General features: G+C 62.7%; 14 protein-coding genes. 9 read left to right on the top strand and 5 right to left on the bottom strand.

Going from position 1 to position 14,110, the window contains the following annotated elements:
- Positions 1-379: 379 nt before the first annotated feature.
- Complete coding sequence (locus M5C71_RS31900) at positions 380-877, top strand: Bro-N domain-containing protein (RefSeq protein ID WP_248769572.1); 498 nt, start codon at positions 380-382, stop codon at positions 875-877.
- A 159-nt stretch (positions 878-1,036) separates the two neighbouring features.
- On the opposite strand, the gene M5C71_RS31895 is transcribed toward M5C71_RS31900, so the two are convergent.
- Positions 1,037-1,498 carry an Lrp/AsnC family transcriptional regulator gene (locus tag M5C71_RS31895; RefSeq protein WP_103495848.1) on the bottom strand — a complete coding sequence of 154 codons (462 nt, stop codon included), beginning with the start codon at positions 1,496-1,498 and terminating at the stop codon, positions 1,037-1,039.
- 161 nt (positions 1,499-1,659) lie between these two features.
- On the opposite strand from M5C71_RS31895, the gene yedA reads away from it, so the two are divergent.
- Entirely contained in the window at positions 1,660-2,550 is an 891-nt protein-coding gene (gene yedA / locus M5C71_RS31890; protein WP_152741758.1) for a drug/metabolite exporter YedA, read from the top strand.
- A 58-nt stretch (positions 2,551-2,608) separates the two neighbouring features.
- A complete protein-coding gene (locus tag M5C71_RS31885) occupies positions 2,609-3,943 on the top strand; it encodes a DEAD/DEAH box helicase (protein WP_100941488.1) in 1,335 nt (444 codons plus the stop codon).
- Between the two features lie 138 nt (positions 3,944-4,081).
- Here M5C71_RS31885 and M5C71_RS31880 read toward each other — a convergent pair whose 3' ends face one another.
- Positions 4,082-5,341 (bottom strand): TIGR03862 family flavoprotein, encoded by a 1,260-nt coding sequence (locus tag M5C71_RS31880; RefSeq protein ID WP_248769571.1) that lies wholly within the window; start codon positions 5,339-5,341, stop codon positions 4,082-4,084.
- Between the two features lie 309 nt (positions 5,342-5,650).
- A complete protein-coding gene (locus M5C71_RS31875; protein ID WP_103495851.1) occupies positions 5,651-6,571 on the bottom strand; it encodes a histone deacetylase in 921 nt (306 codons plus the stop codon).
- 93 nt (positions 6,572-6,664) lie between these two features.
- On the opposite strand from M5C71_RS31875, the gene M5C71_RS31870 reads away from it, so the two are divergent.
- The 3 genes from M5C71_RS31870 to M5C71_RS31860 all read left to right on the top strand — a co-directional run bounded on the left by M5C71_RS31870 (position 6,665) and on the right by M5C71_RS31860 (position 8,841).
- Positions 6,665-7,234, top strand: coding sequence for a GNAT family N-acetyltransferase (locus M5C71_RS31870; protein WP_103495852.1), 570 nt, complete (start codon positions 6,665-6,667; stop codon positions 7,232-7,234).
- A 147-nt stretch (positions 7,235-7,381) separates the two neighbouring features.
- Positions 7,382-8,251: an acyl-CoA thioesterase II gene (gene tesB, locus M5C71_RS31865; protein WP_103495853.1), complete on the top strand. Its 870-nt coding sequence runs from the start codon at positions 7,382-7,384 to the stop codon at positions 8,249-8,251.
- Complete coding sequence (locus tag M5C71_RS31860) at positions 8,248-8,841, top strand: HAD family hydrolase (protein WP_248769570.1); 594 nt, start codon at positions 8,248-8,250, stop codon at positions 8,839-8,841. The genes tesB and M5C71_RS31860 overlap by 4 nt, the downstream gene beginning before the upstream one ends.
- A 145-nt stretch (positions 8,842-8,986) precedes the next feature.
- Here the strand turns inward: M5C71_RS31860 and M5C71_RS31855 are convergent, their stop codons facing one another.
- Both M5C71_RS31855 and M5C71_RS31850 read right to left on the bottom strand, forming a co-directional pair.
- Positions 8,987-9,973, bottom strand: coding sequence for an alpha/beta hydrolase (locus M5C71_RS31855; RefSeq protein ID WP_248769569.1), 987 nt, complete (start codon positions 9,971-9,973; stop codon positions 8,987-8,989).
- Positions 9,974-10,867, bottom strand: a complete 894-nt coding sequence (locus M5C71_RS31850) for a neutral zinc metallopeptidase (RefSeq protein WP_248769568.1) — start codon at positions 10,865-10,867, stop codon at positions 9,974-9,976.
- A 156-nt stretch (positions 10,868-11,023) separates the two neighbouring features.
- Here M5C71_RS31850 and M5C71_RS31845 point away from each other — a divergent pair, with 156 nt between their 5' ends.
- The 3 genes from M5C71_RS31845 to M5C71_RS31835 all read left to right on the top strand — a co-directional run bounded on the left by M5C71_RS31845 (position 11,024) and on the right by M5C71_RS31835 (position 14,078).
- On the top strand, positions 11,024-11,755 hold the full coding sequence (locus M5C71_RS31845) for a GntR family transcriptional regulator (RefSeq protein WP_248769567.1): 732 nt from the start codon (positions 11,024-11,026) through the stop codon (positions 11,753-11,755).
- Between the two features lie 41 nt (positions 11,756-11,796).
- Positions 11,797-13,080, top strand: coding sequence for an MFS transporter (locus M5C71_RS31840; protein ID WP_103495858.1), 1,284 nt, complete (start codon positions 11,797-11,799; stop codon positions 13,078-13,080).
- 158 nt (positions 13,081-13,238) lie between these two features.
- Entirely contained in the window at positions 13,239-14,078 is an 840-nt protein-coding gene (locus tag M5C71_RS31835; protein ID WP_248769566.1) for an amidohydrolase family protein, read from the top strand.
- The last annotated feature ends 32 nt before the right edge of the window (positions 14,079-14,110 follow it).

Genomic DNA, 14,110 nt, shown 5'->3' with positions numbered 1-14,110 from the left:
GTTTTGAGCTTGTTTGGAGGCGCAGAACCCACCTATTTACGGCCTTTGTCTGACGAAATCGAGGAAAAATCGTACTCCGTCTGGCGACTTATGCTGTCTTGCTCGAAATGTATTGTGCCTCTAGCCTTTCTCCTGTCATCGCCAAATCGGTGACAGGGCGTAGGAACCCTTGCAGAGCTGGACTAGGCGCTTTGCGTCCACCTTCTGATTGCGGCGTTTTTTTTATGCCGGGATAATCAGTCATGGTGGCCGTGCGCGGGCACGCTTCTGCGTGGCCGGGTAGCCTAGGACCCGGTTCCTACTCCGCGTACGGCTGCCACCCAAGCTCGTAGGAAAGCTTTTCTGGCAGCTCTTATAGGAAGTCTAGGAGTTACGCCAAATGGAAAGTTCCACTCTTGAAATACAAGCGGACATCAGCTTCGAACCGCAAATCTATACTCGCCACCACCTCAAACTCCGCGCCTTGCTCCTGCATGACGAAGCCTGGTTCTGTGCCCGTGATATCGGGCATCTGATGGGGATCGAGTGGCATGAACGCAAAGCCATCAAGCTCGATCCGGATCAGCGGCGGGTGCTGAAATTCAAGGGTAGCGGCCGATCTGAAGATCACCTGATGCTCAGCGAATCCGGCGTCTACGCGATGTTGGTCTATCACTACCTGCCGGAGAATCGCCACCTGCGCCAATGGCTGACGCATCAGGTGCTGCCGATGTTGCGCGGCCAGCCGCAGCCGGCGTTGACCCAGGCGCCGAGCCTTGGAATTCTGGAGTGGGACGGCGGAGCATTGAGCCTGCTGCACTGGCGGAAAGAACCGTGGATTCGGCTGCGTGATATGCCGCAGGTGGTGCCGGTCAGTGGGTGTGGCAGCGTCTGGTAGATAGCGATCGCGAGCAAGCTTGCTCCTACAGGACCGCGTCGTACGCAAAGTCTGTGCATGACGCAAAACTTGTAGGAGCAAGCTTGCTCGCGATGGGGTGCGAAGCGCCCCCAAAACCGGAAAACACGGACCATCAGGCAGAACACTGCAGCCGGTTTATCAGCCCTTCGCCTTCCCATTCATGTCCAAATGCCCCAACGGCACCCGCCGCTCAATCGCGCTCGACAGCACAATCGAGGTCTTGCTGAAACCGAACTGGGCAATCCGATTGATCAACTGCTCCAGCTCCGCCATGCTCCCCACCGCCGCCTGCAGAATCACGCACGGGTCCCCGGTCACCCGATGGCATTCGGTAATCTGCGGAATCTGCGCCAGGTCGTCATAGACCTGTTGCTTGCCATGCTGGTTGAGCCGCAACTCGATCACGCACTGGATCGGTAAACCGATCTTCGCCAGGTCCACCTTGGCCTGATACCCGGTGATCACCCCACTGCTTTCCAGCTTCGCCACTCGCTCCGCCACCGCCGGCGCGGACAGGTTGACCTTGCGCGCCAGTTCGGCGAACGAGGCGCGGCCATTGTCCAGCAGCTCACCCAGAATCAAACGATCGTATTTATCCATCCACAGGCTCTCTACTACGTGGGCTTTCGAAACAATGGCCAAGCACCCTGATATCCATGCTTTACAAAGTGTACTGGCCTTATAACACGGTTTTGTAACTTATTATTTTTCAGGCGCCTTTCTAGAATAAGCCTCCCTTGCCCTGCCTGGATCTGCCCCCCATGTCTGCCCCACGCCGTTTCCCGTTACCGCTGATCGGTGCTTTTTTTGCGTTGTATTTCATCTGGGGCTCGACCTACCTGGCCATTCGTATCGGCGTGGAATCCTGGCCACCGTTGATGATGGGCGGCATCCGTTTTGTGATCGCCGGCAGCCTGCTGTTTGCCTATCAACGCCTTCGCGGCGTACCGGCACCGACCTGGCCGCAATGGAAAGCAGCGGCGGCCATCGGCGTGCTGCTGCTCAGCTTCGGCAATGGCGCGGTGACCCTGGCCGAGCACATGGGCGTGGCCTCGGGCGTCGCCGCGCTGACGGTGGCCACGGTGCCGCTGTTCACCTTGCTTTGCGGCTATTTCTGGGGCAACCGCAATACCGGTCTTGAATGGGCCGGCATTGTGCTCGGCCTGATCGGTATCGCCCTGCTGAACATGGGCTCCAACCTGCAAGCCAGCCCGCTCGGTGCCGGCCTGCTGCTGTTGGCCGCCGCGACCTGGGCCTTCGGTTCGGTGTGGAGCAAGCACCTGCCGCTGCCCCAGGGCGGCATGGCCAGCGCGGCGGAAATGCTGGTGGGCGGTGTGGTGTTGCTGATGGCCAGCTTTGTCCGCGGCGAGCGCCTGACCCAGATGCCCTCGACCGACGGCTGGATCGCCATGGCTTACTTGACCGTCTTCGGCTCGATCATCGCCTTCAACGCCTACATGTACCTGTTGAAGCATGTGCGCCCGGCGGCGGCCACAAGCTATGCCTACGTCAACCCGGCTGTGGCGGTGCTGCTGGGCATCCTCTTTGCCGGCGAGCACATCGGCTGGCAGGAGTGCATGGCCATGGGCGTGATCATCAGCGCCGTGGTGTTGATCGGTTTACCGCAGTGGCGCAAGCCGAAAGAGGCCTGACAGGGTAAACTGCCGCGCATTGCTTTACGGCGCTGACACTTTTTCCTACGGTACTTCCATGACATTCGCCACACTCGGCCTGATCGAACCCCTGACGCGGGCCCTGGACACTCTGGGTTACCAGACCCCCACACCGATCCAGGCCCAGGCCATTCCCGCCGTATTGGCCGGTCGCGACCTGATGGCCGCGGCCCAGACCGGCACCGGCAAGACCGCCGGTTTCGCCTTGCCGCTGTTGCAACTGCTGACCCTGGAAGGGCCGAAGGTCACCGCCAACTCGGTGCGTTCGCTGATCCTGGTGCCGACCCGGGAGCTGGCCGAGCAGGTGCATGAAAGCGTGCGCCAGTACGCCGAGCACCTGCCGCTGAGCACCTATGCGGTGTACGGCGGCGTCAGCATCAACCCGCAGATGATGAAGCTGCGCAAGGGCGTCGACCTGCTGGTGGCGACCCCGGGCCGCCTGCTCGATCTCTATCGCCAGAACGCTCTCAAGTTCAACCAGTTGCAGACCCTGGTGCTCGACGAAGCCGACCGCATGCTCGACCTCGGTTTCCAGGAAGAGCTGGGCAATATCTACAAGGCCCTGCCGAAAAAGCGCCAGACCCTGCTGTTTTCCGCGACCTTCTCCGATGCGATCCGCCTGCTGGCCGGGCAGATGCTCAACGATCCGCTGAGCATCGAAGTCAGCCCGCGCAACGTGGCGGCCAACACCGTCAAGCAGTGGCTGGTGACGGTGGACAAGAAGCGCAAGCCGGAGTTGTTTGTGCACCTGATGCGCAAGCAGCACTGGAAGCAGGTCCTGGTGTTTGCCAAGACCCGCAATGGCGTCGACCAGTTGGTGGAAAAACTCCAGGGCCTGGGCATCAATGCCGACGGCATCCATGGCGACAAACCACAAGCTACCCGCCAGCGCGCCCTGGACCGCTTCAAGGCGAGCGAGATCCAGATCCTGGTGGCCACCGATGTGGCGGCCCGTGGCCTGGACATCGAGGACTTGCCACTGGTGGTCAACTTTGACCTGCCGATCGTGGCCGAGGACTACATTCACCGGATCGGTCGTACCGGCCGTGCCGGCGCCACTGGCGAGGCGATTTCCCTGGTCTGCGCCGATGAGGTGAATCTGCTGTCAGCCATCGAGACCCTGACTCGTCAGACTCTGAAGCGTCAGGACGAAGCCGGTTTCGAACCGGATCACCGGGTGCCGGACACCGATGCCTCGGGCAGCGTGATCAAGAAACCGAAGAAGCCGAAAAAACCGAAAGCCGCTGGTGGCAAGCGCAACCTGGGCAAGTGGGTCGACAGCGGCGAGAAGCCGGAAGATGTGGTGCAGTCGATCAAACCGGTGCGCAAGGTGCCGGTGTTCAATACCGGGCCGCGCAAGCGCAAGCCGTAAGGCGAGCATCGATGCCGTGTTGGCTCCAGGGTCAACACGGTCATTGTAGGAGCTGGCTTGCTGGCGATGGCGTCCTTGAAATTGATGCAAGGCTCAAGGGCCTCATCGCCAGCAAGCCGGCCCCTACAGTTGTGTGCGTTATCCTGGGATGACCTTGTCTCGGCTCCGCTGCCGCAACCACTCCAATATCCCTTGTCCCGCCACCCGCCCGCTGGCAAAGCAGGCCGTGAGCAGGTAGCCGCCGGTCGGCGCTTCCCAATCAAGCATTTCGCCCGCACAGAACACCCCGGGCAAGGCCTTGAGCATCAACCGCTCGTCCATGACCTCGAACGGTACGCCACCGGCGCTGCTGATGGCCTCGTCCAGCGGACGCGCCTTGACCAGCGTCAGCGGCAGGGCCTTGATGGCGCTGGCCAGACGCGCCGGGTCGGCAAAGGTCTCGGCATCGGTCAGCTCCCGCAGCAACGCGGCCTTGATTCCGTCGATCCCCAACTGGCTGTGCAGGTGCTTGGCCATGGAACGTGAGCCACGGGGTTTGGCCAGCGCGGCCTGGACCTTGTCCACAGGCTTGCCGGGCAGCAGGTCGATCTCGATCGTCGCCTGGCCTTGCTGGTTGATCTGCTCGCGAATCGGCGCGGACAGCGCGTAGATCAGGCTGCCTTCGATGCCGCTGGCGGTGATCACGCATTCCCCCAGGCGCGGCGTGCCGTGGGGCAGGGCGATAGCGACGTTCTTCAGTGGCGCACCGGCGAACTTGCCGCGCAGAACCTCGCTCCAGGCCGCGACGTCGAAGCCGCAGTTGCTCGGTTGCAAGGGTGCGACCGTCACGCCCTGTTGCTCAAGCAGCGGTAACCAGGCCCCGTCGGAGCCCAGTCGCGCCCAGCTGGCGCCACCCAATGCGAGGAGCGTGGCGTCGGGGCGCAAGGTTTTTTCGCCCTCCGGGCTGTGGATAACCAGGCTGCCATCCTGCCAGCCCAGCCAGCGATGGCGGGTGTGGATAACTACCCCGGCTTCCCGCAGGCGCTTGAGCCAGGCGCGCAGCAGCGGGGCGGCTTTCATATCGCTGGGGAAAACCCGGCCGGAGCTGCCGACGAACGTAGTTATCCCCAGGCCGTGAATCCATTCGCACAGTGCATCGGCACCAAAAGCTCGGAGCAACGGAGCGATGTGGGGCGCACGTTCGGCGTAGCGGGAGAGAAACGCCGGGTAGGCTTCGGAATGGGTGATGTTCATGCCGCCGACGCCGGCCAGCAGGAACTTGCGCCCGACCGAAGGCATGCCGTCGTAGAGGTCGATCTGGATACCCGCCTGGCTCAGGACCTCGGCGGCCATCAGGCCGGCGGGGCCGCCACCGATAATGGCAACGTGAGGGGTGGTGTCAGGGGTTGGCTGGGTCATGGCGGGCGGCGAATTGGCTGAACGAGCCGGGCATTCTACGTTTTTCCACCGAGGATGTGGTGTACGCGGGCCTTGTAGGAGCGGCCGGTCGACGCTCGATTGGCCTCGAAAGGCCCCCAAATCGCTAAAAGCTTCGCGGGCAAGCCCTGCTCCTACAGGACGGTGGGGGCCTTAGGAGTGATGGTAGATTCAGAATCCCTGTACAAAAAATATACAGTCCTGTACAGCCCTTTCCCCATAAGACCTGCAGCGCATTTCACTCAGGTTATCCACAGGCGGTTCCACAGCCATTGTGGGTAAGCCCAGGCTTCAGTGACAACCTGATGACGCCCAGACCTTCCGCGCGCTGTGGTGCAGGATCCCGTGGCGCCGGGCCAGGGCCTGGCGATCCTTGCTGTAGCCACCGCCGATCACCCCGACCACCGGGATATCCCGGCCCAGGCAATGGCGCAGGACACTTTCATCCCGGGCGGCCACCCCTTCATCGGTCAGTTTCAGGTAACCCAGGGCATCGTCCTTGTGCACATCCACGCCGGCGTCATACAGCACCAGGTCCGGCTGGTAGAGCGGCAGCAGGTAGTTCAACGCGTCATCCACCACCTTGAGGTAGTCACCGTCACCCATGCCCATCGGCAAGGGAATGTCCCAATCGCTGTGGGCCTTGCGCGCCGGGAAGTTTTTCTCGCAGTGCAGGGACACCGTGATGGCGTCCGGGGTGTCTTCGAGGATGCGCGCGGTGCCGTCGCCCTGGTGCACGTCGCAGTCGAAGATCAGCACCCGACCCACGCGGCCGCTTTCCAGCAGGTAGCGGCTGATGACTGCCAGGTCGTTGAAAATGCAGAAACCCGCCGGGTGATCGTAATGGGCATGGTGGGTGCCGCCCGCCAGGTGGCAGGCCAGACCGTGTTCCAGCGCCTGTTCGGCGGCCAGCAGCGAGCCGCCGACCGCGCGCACGGTGCGCCGCGCCAGGGCCTCGTTCCAGGGCAGGCCAAGGCGGCGCTGGTCTTCGCGGGACAGTTCGCCGGCCATATAGCGCTCGATGTAGCCACGGTCGTGGGCCAGGGCGAGGATATCCACAGGGCAGATGGCCGGGCGCAGCAGATCGGCGTCCCGGGTCAGGCCGCTGTCCACCAGGTGATCACGCAGCAGGCGGAATTTGTCCATGGGAAAGCGATGGTCCGCGGGGAAGTCCGGGCTGTAATCATCGTGGTAGATCAAAGGCAACGGCATGGCGAATTCATGTAGGAAGGAGTGAAGGATCTTATCAGCGCGATACACTGACGAGCAGGGAGTCCGTGTTGAAAGAATCCGGAGAGAGAGTTGATGGGGCCGATACTGGAACTTGAGAGTGCACGCTTGCTGTTGCGCCAGTGGCGCGACGAGGACTTGCCGGAGTTTGCCCGGATGTGTGCCGATCCTCAGGTGATGCGCTATTTTCCGACAGTCCTCAACCGTCTGGAAAGTGCCGCGCTGATCGGTCGGATTCGCGGGCACTTCGCCGAATACGGCTTTGGCCTCTGGGCGCTGGAACGCAAGGACACCGGGGCCTTTATCGGCCTGACCGGGCTGATGCAGGTGAACTTCGAGGCCACCTTCACCCCGGCGGTGGAGATCGCTTGGCGCCTGTCCAGCGAGCACTGGGGCCTGGGCTATGCCAGCGAGGCGGCCTGGACGGCCTTGCGCTGCGGTTTCGAGCGCCTGTCCCTGGACGAGGTCGTGGCCTTTACCAGCGAGAGCAATACGGCATCGCAGAAGGTCATGCAGGCTATCGGCATGCATTACGACCCGCAATCGGACTTCGAGCATCCGAAGCTGGCCGACGATCATCCGTTGCGCCGCCACGTGCTCTACCGCATCAACCACGCGCAATGGCTGCGCACCCTGCAAGGATAACCCCGGGGTTGGCCGATCCGCTGCACCGCCGGGAGCGACAAAGGCTGTATCATTCGAGGCCTGTGGCCAGCGTGCCGGCCACACAAGCACGGATGGCTTGATATCGTCGTTAAGTGAACAGTATTGCCCTGTGTGAGGAGCGTTTGAATGAGCCAAGTGCTGGAAGACCTGGTCGACTTGCTGACCCTGGAACCGATTGAAGAAAACCTGTTTCGCGGCCGCAGCCAGGACCTGGGCTTTCGCCAGTTGTTCGGCGGCCAGGTGCTGGGCCAGTCGTTGTCGGCGGCCAGCCAGACGGTCGAGCAAGCGCGGCATGTGCATTCGATGCACGGTTATTTCCTGCGCCCGGGCGATGCCGGTTTGCCGGTGGTCTACTCGGTCGATCGGGTGCGCGACGGCGGCAGCTTCAGCACGCGGCGCGTCACGGCGATCCAGAAGGGCCAGCCGATCTTCACCTGCAGCGCCTCGTTCCAGTACGACGAGGAAGGTTTCGAGCACCAGAGCAGCATGCCCCAGGTCGTCGGGCCGGAGAACCTGGCCACGGAGCTGGAGCTCACCCAGCAACGTGCGCACCTGATTCCCGAACATATGCGTGAAAAACTCCTGTGCCCCAAGCCCATCGAAGTGCGCCCGGTCACCGAGAAGGACCCTTACAACCCGCAGCCGTCGGACCCGGTGAAGTACGTCTGGTTTCGTGCCGATGGGGCACTGGCCGACTCGCCGGCACTGCATAAATATCTGCTGGCCTATGCTTCGGACTTCGGTCTGCTGACCACGTCCTTGCTGCCCCATGGCAAGTCGGTGTGGCAGAAGGATATGCAGGTCGCCAGTCTTGATCATGCCTTGTGGTTCCATGCCGATCTGCGCGCTGACGACTGGTTGCTCTATGCCATGGACAGCCCGTGGGCCGGCAATTCCCGCGGATTTTCCAGGGGGAGCGTGTACAACCGCGCCGGTGTGCTGGTGGCATCGGTGACCCAGGAAGGCTTGATCCGTCATCGCAAGGATTGGGCATGAGTCTGTCCGAGGTACGTCATTGGGTGTTCGATATGGACGGCACCCTGACGGTGGCCGTGCACGATTTCGCCGCGATCCGCGTGGCCCTGTCGATTCCGCCGGAACACGACATTCTCACCCATCTGGCGGCATTGCCGGCGGATGAAGCCGCGACCAAACATGCCTGGTTGCTGGAGCACGAGCGGGACCTGGCGCTGGGCTCGAAGCCGGCGGTGGGGGCGGTGGAGCTGGTGCGTGAGTTGGCCGGGCGCGGTTATCGCCTGGGTATCCTGACGCGCAATGCCCGCGAGCTGGCCCATGTGACGCTGGAGGCCATCGGCCTGGCGGACTGTTTCGCCGAGGCCGATGTGCTGGGTCGCGATGAAGCACCGCCCAAGCCGCATCCGGGCGGTTTGCTGAAATTGGCCGAAGCCTGGGAGGTGGCGCCGAGCGAGATGGTGATGGTCGGTGACTATCGTTTCGACCTGGATTGCGGACGGGCGGCGGGGGCTCGGACCATCTTGGTCAACCTGCCGGACAACCCGTGGCCGGAGCTGACGGATTGGCATGCCGAGGATTGTGTCGCGCTTCGGCAGATGCTTTCGGCTTGAGGGCCTCTTCGCGGGCAAGCTCCGCTCCCACAGGGGGAGTGTCGTACACAAGTTTTGAGTAGTACGCAAAACCTGTGGGAGCGGAGCTTGCCCGCGAAGAGGCCAGTGCGGGCAATGCTGCTCTCATTGCCCACACTGAAAACCGTCAGCGCTGAAACAACGCCTTCTGCCCCTGCGGCGAAGTCAGCATCCCGTCGCCGTTATGCCCAACCCCGGGCACCTCGACCAGCGTCTGCGTAAACCCTTGCGGATGACGCTGTTGCAGGTAGGCGAAATAGTTATGCCCACGAATCAACCGATACGCCCCCTGGGCTTCCGCCCCGCAGCTCTTGTCCAGGGCCGGATGGTTCGGGTCGGTGTCCTGTTGCCCCAGCAGGTAGGTGATATCGCGTTGCACATAACCCTGCTCCAACTGCGACGGCGATTGCCCCTTGGCGTAGTCCGGCAGGTTCTGCAGGCCATACTTCCAGTCGTTGAACCCCGGGCAACTCGCCGGGCTGAACCCCACCACTGGCCGCTGGGCGTTGAAATAGGCGTAGGACGACGGGTTGGCGACCACATAGCGCAGCTTGACGCCGCTCCCCGCCAATTGCGCATCGCCATGCCCTACCAGCGCATAGCGTTGCACCACCTGGCCACCCCCGGAGTGCCCGGCGACGACCACTTCACGCAGGGCCGGAAACTTCTTCCTGTTGCCCAGGCGCTGGAGCACTTCGTCCAGGGCCGCATAGGAGCTTATCGCCGAAGGCCCGGTCGATTCCGAACCGGCCATCCAGTCATCGCCGTGCCAGCGCAGCAGGTTGCCCGGCAGGTGATTGCTCCGCGCATCGCTGTCATTGAGGAACTGCGGGGCGATGATCAGGGTATTGCGGTCCTGGCCCGCCTGGGCCGCGGCGGTCTCCGCGCTCTGCAGATAGGTCATGGCGTTACGCAGCCGACCGTGGACGATGATCAGCACCCGTTCCACATCCGGCATCGGCCCCTGCCAATCGCGATTGAGCCCGACGCTCAATTCACCGGCCGACAACTTCAAGTGATTGGGGCTGACTTCGAGCCCGTGTTCCTTGGCCTGGGCCTGGGCGCCGATCACGCACATGCCCAACAACAATGACCCACACAGTATTTTTTTCATTTACAGACTCTTGGCGGCGAAGGTATCGCATTGGTTGAGTTGCCCTTGGGCGAAGCCGGTCTTGAACCAGCGCACCCGTTGCGCAGAGGTGCCGTGGGTGAAGGAGTCCGGCACCACGCGCCCCTGACCCTGCTGCTGGAGACGATCATCACCGATTGCGTTGGCGGCATTCAAGGCTTCTTCGATATCGCCGGGCTCCAGCCATTTCAAGCGTTGCTGCGCGTGATAGGCCCAGACCCCGGCCAGGCAATCGGCTTGCAGTTCCTGGCGGACCAGCAAGCCGTCGGCGCCTTCCATCTTTTGCCCTTGCTGGCGGGCCGCCTGCATCCTGGCGGACACGCCGAGCAGGTTTTGCACGTGATGGCCGACTTCGTGGGCGATCACATAGGCCTGGGCAAAATCCCCGGCGGCCTTGAAGCGTTGGGACATCTCGCGGAAGAAATCCAGGTCCAGGTAGACCCGTTGATCCGCCGGACAATAGAGCGGCCCGGTGGCGGAGGCGGCCAGGCCGCAGGCGGAGGCGACCCGTCCGCGGAACAGCACCAGTGTCGGGTCTTTGTATTGACGACCGGCCTGCTGGAAGATCTGGCCCCAGGTGTCTTCGGTGTCCCCGAGAATGGCCCGGACGAAGTCCGCCTGCTCATCGTTGGCCGGCGGTGCCTGGCGGGTTGGCTGAGTGGCGGGGGCTAAAGGTTGCTGGCTGAGGTGGTTGCTGAGTTCTCCGAGAATCTGCATGGGGTCCTGGCCCGTGAGCAGACCGATGCCGACGATCAGCACGACGGCACCCAGGCTCAAGCCTTTGCCCCCGCCAAAACGCAGACCGCCACTCCCGGCATTGCCGTCATCGCGAGCATCCACCACGTTGTCGCTGCGCCGTCCTTTTCTCCAGAGCATGTGGGAATCCTCTTGCTGCTGTCGCAATGAGTGTTGCTGCTGGGGCGGGTGAGCGCCAGTCCGGTCGTCAGGCCGTTTCGGCGAGCCACTTGACGCTTTTTCATCCAGGGAGAATACTCGGTAAAAATTCATATAGATGACTGGATAACTACAAGAATGAATGCCCTTTCCAGCGACGAACGCCTGCCCCTTTATCAACGTCTGCGTGACGAACTGGCCCGGCAAATAGCCAATAACCGCTGGCGCCCGGGTGAGGCGATTCCCACCGAAACGGTGCTGGCCGGCGAGTACCAGCTGTCCATCGGTACCGTGCGCAAGGCCATCGACAAGCTGGTGGAGGAGGGCATTCTCGAACGCCATCAAGGCCGCGGCACCTTTATCCGTCGCCCGCAGTTCCAGTCTTCGCTGTTCCGCTTCTTCCGCTTCCAGACCCTGGCCGGTGAACGCCAGGTCCCCGAAAGCCGAATCCTCAATATCGATTCCCTGCCCGCGCCCTCGGCGGTCAGCCAGGCCCTGGGGCTGCCGCCCGAGGCCGAGGTTATCCGTATGGTCCGTCTGCGACTGCTGGAAGGCGCGCCAGTGCTGGCCGAGGAAATCTGGCTGCCCAAGGGGCCGTTCCAGGCGCTGCTGAGCGCCGATCTGGAACAGCAGGGGCCGCTGCTCTATCCGATCTATGAGGAACTGTGCGGCCAGGTCGTCGCCTGTGCCGAGGAAACCCTCACCGCCGAAGCCGTGGGCGAGGTCCATGCGCGGTTGTTGCAGATCGAGGCCAACAGCCCGGTGGTGGTGATCGAGCGACTGGCCCGCGACTACGCCGGCCAGCCCCTGGAGTGGCGGCGCTCCCGTGGCCAGGCCAGCCACTTCCGCTACAGCGTCGAGATTCGCTGAGCCCTGGTCTGCTCCCCGTTCACCTATAAGGATAAGAAATCATGTTCAGTTGGTATCGCGATATCACCTCGAGGGAGCGCAAGACATTCTGGGCCTGCTTTGGCGGCTGGTCCCTGGATGCGCTGGAAGTGCAAATGTTCGGCCTGGCGATTCCCGCGCTGATCGCCGCCTTCGCCCTGAGCAAGGGCGATGCCGGGTTGGTCAGCGGCGTGACCCTGATCAGTTCGGCCATCGGTGGCTGGCTCGGCGGCACGCTGTCCGACCGCTATGGCCGGGTCCGAACGCTGCAATGGATGATCCTCTGGTTCTCGTTGTTCACCTTTCTTTCGGCCTTTGTCACCAGCTTCAATCAGTTGCTGATCGTCAAGGCGCTGCAAGGCTTTGGCATCGGCGGCGAGTGGGCGGCGGGCGCGGTGCTGATGGCCGAGACCATCCAGGCCCGGTTCCGCGGCAAGGTCATGGGCGCGGTACAGAGCGCCTGGGCGATCGGCTGGGGCGCGGCGGTCGGGGTGTTTACGCTGATCTATACCTTCGTGCCCGAGGCCATGGCCTGGCGCGTGATGTTCCTCGTGGGCCTGTTGCCGGCGCTGCTGGTGATTTATGTGCGGCGCAGCGTGGTCGAACCCGACAGCGCGCAACGCCAGGCCAAGGCCCAGAGCCGTGGTTTGTTGGCTTCGATGGCGGCGATCTTCCGTCCCGAGTTGCTGCGGGTGACGCTGCTCGGCGGCATCCTCGGTCTGGGGGCGCACGGTGGTTATCACGCGGTGATGACCTGGCTGCCGACCTTCCTCAAGACCGAACGCAACCTTTCGGTGTTGAGTTCTGGCGGCTACCTGGCGGTGATCATCGTGGCGTTCTGGTTCGGCTGTGTGGTCAGCGGTCTGTTGCTGGACCGTATCGGCCGGCGCAAGAACATCATCCTCTTCGCCTTCTGTTGCGTGATCACGGTGCAGTGCTATCTGTTCCTGCCGTTGAGCAATACCCAGATGCTGTTCCTCGGCTTCCCCCTGGGCTTTTTCGCCGCCGGGATCCCGGCCAGCCTGGGGTCGTTCTTCAATGAGCTGTATCCAGCGGATGTCCGTGGTGCCGGCGTGGGCTTTTGCTACAACTTCGGTCGTGTGCTGTCGGCGGTGTTCCCGTTCATGGTCGGGCATATGAGCGAGTCGATGTCCCTGGGTTCGGCCATCGGTATCGATGCGGGGATCGCCTACGGCGTGGCGGTGCTGGCCGCATTGGCGCTGCCGGAAACCAAGGGCCGCAATCTGCAGGAGGCTGTGCCGGAAGTCGCGTCGGCCAAGGGCGCAGATGCCCGCCAATTATCCTGAGAGCACCACGTAACTTGTAGGAGCAGGGCTTGCCCGCGAAGGCGTCCTGACAGGCAACGCCAGGCTCAAGGGCCTCATCGCCACAAGACCTGCGTTCAGACGTGATTCAACTTTATATCGCGCCGCCCTGTGCGGTGCTTCAGCCATAGATGAGTTCCATGCCCGAGACTTGCCCACTGCCGATTCGCGGCATCGATGCCCATGCCCATGTTTTCGAACGCGGCCTGGGGCTTGCGACCGTGCGCCGTTATGCACCGGACTACGATGCGACCCTGGCCGACTACCTGCAGCGCTTGCAGGAAAACGGCCTGAGCCACGGTGTGCTGGTGCAACCGAGTTTCCTCGGAACCGACAACAGCTATCTGCTGGCAGCATTGCAGCAGGAGCCCGAACGGCTGCGCGGGGTGGTGGTGGTTGAGCGCGATATTGCCGTCAGCGAGTTGGAGCGGATGGCCGGACTCGGCGTGGCGGGCGTTCGCCTGAACCTGATGGGGCAGCCGCTACCGGACTTTGCCGAAGCGTCGTGGCAGGTGTTTTTCGGCCATTTACGCCGCCTCGACTGGCATGTCGAAGTACACCGTCAACTGGAGGATCTGCCGGCTTTGGTCGAGCCGTTGCTGGCGCTGGGTTGCAAGGTGGTGGTGGATCATTTCGGCCGTCCCGATGCACGGCTCGGGGCCGGGCAACCGGCTTTTGCCCGTCTGCTTGAACTGGGTGAAAGCGGGCGCTTGTGGATCAAGGTTTCGGGTATTTACCGGCTGGGCGGGACGCCGATGGAAAACCTGCATTTCGCCGAGAAGGCCTTGTCGTTGATGCTGCAAACCCTGGGGCCGGACCGTTTGTTGTGGGGCAGCGATTGGCCGCATACGCAGCATGAGCAGGAGGTAGGTTTCAGCTCGGAGCTTGATCGTCTGCGTCGTCTGGCCTGCGCCGCGCCGTTACGTCAGCATCTGCTGTGCAATACGGCGGCGGAGTTGTTCGGCTTCGTGAAGGACTGAACACGACGATATCTTTGCGTTGGAACCCGATC

The organism is Pseudomonas sp. MWU12-2345 (genome assembly GCF_023242385.1).
Lineage (GTDB): Bacteria > Pseudomonadota > Gammaproteobacteria > Pseudomonadales > Pseudomonadaceae > Aquipseudomonas > Aquipseudomonas gingeri_D.
This window is presented reverse-complemented; position numbering and strand designations above follow the sequence as displayed.

Excerpts from the sequence above, each read along its gene's own strand:
- M5C71_RS31900 (WP_248769572.1), top strand. The coding sequence starts at position 380 with ATGGAAAGTTCCACTCTTGAAATACAAGCGGACATCAGCTTCGAACCG.
- M5C71_RS31895 (WP_103495848.1), bottom strand. The coding sequence starts at position 1,498 with ATGGATAAATACGATCGTTTGATTCTGGGTGAGCTGCTGGACAATGGC.
- yedA (WP_152741758.1), top strand. The coding sequence starts at position 1,660 with ATGTCTGCCCCACGCCGTTTCCCGTTACCGCTGATCGGTGCTTTTTTT.
- M5C71_RS31885 (WP_100941488.1), top strand. The coding sequence starts at position 2,609 with ATGACATTCGCCACACTCGGCCTGATCGAACCCCTGACGCGGGCCCTG.
- M5C71_RS31880 (WP_248769571.1), bottom strand. The coding sequence starts at position 5,341 with ATGACCCAGCCAACCCCTGACACCACCCCTCACGTTGCCATTATCGGT.
- M5C71_RS31875 (WP_103495851.1), bottom strand. The coding sequence starts at position 6,571 with ATGCCGTTGCCTTTGATCTACCACGATGATTACAGCCCGGACTTCCCC.
- M5C71_RS31870 (WP_103495852.1), top strand. The coding sequence starts at position 6,665 with ATGGGGCCGATACTGGAACTTGAGAGTGCACGCTTGCTGTTGCGCCAG.
- tesB (WP_103495853.1), top strand. The coding sequence starts at position 7,382 with ATGAGCCAAGTGCTGGAAGACCTGGTCGACTTGCTGACCCTGGAACCG.
- M5C71_RS31860 (WP_248769570.1), top strand. The coding sequence starts at position 8,248 with ATGAGTCTGTCCGAGGTACGTCATTGGGTGTTCGATATGGACGGCACC.
- M5C71_RS31855 (WP_248769569.1), bottom strand. The coding sequence starts at position 9,973 with ATGAAAAAAATACTGTGTGGGTCATTGTTGTTGGGCATGTGCGTGATC.
- M5C71_RS31850 (WP_248769568.1), bottom strand. The coding sequence starts at position 10,867 with ATGCTCTGGAGAAAAGGACGGCGCAGCGACAACGTGGTGGATGCTCGC.
- M5C71_RS31845 (WP_248769567.1), top strand. The coding sequence starts at position 11,024 with ATGAATGCCCTTTCCAGCGACGAACGCCTGCCCCTTTATCAACGTCTG.
- M5C71_RS31840 (WP_103495858.1), top strand. The coding sequence starts at position 11,797 with ATGTTCAGTTGGTATCGCGATATCACCTCGAGGGAGCGCAAGACATTC.
- M5C71_RS31835 (WP_248769566.1), top strand. The coding sequence starts at position 13,239 with ATGCCCGAGACTTGCCCACTGCCGATTCGCGGCATCGATGCCCATGCC.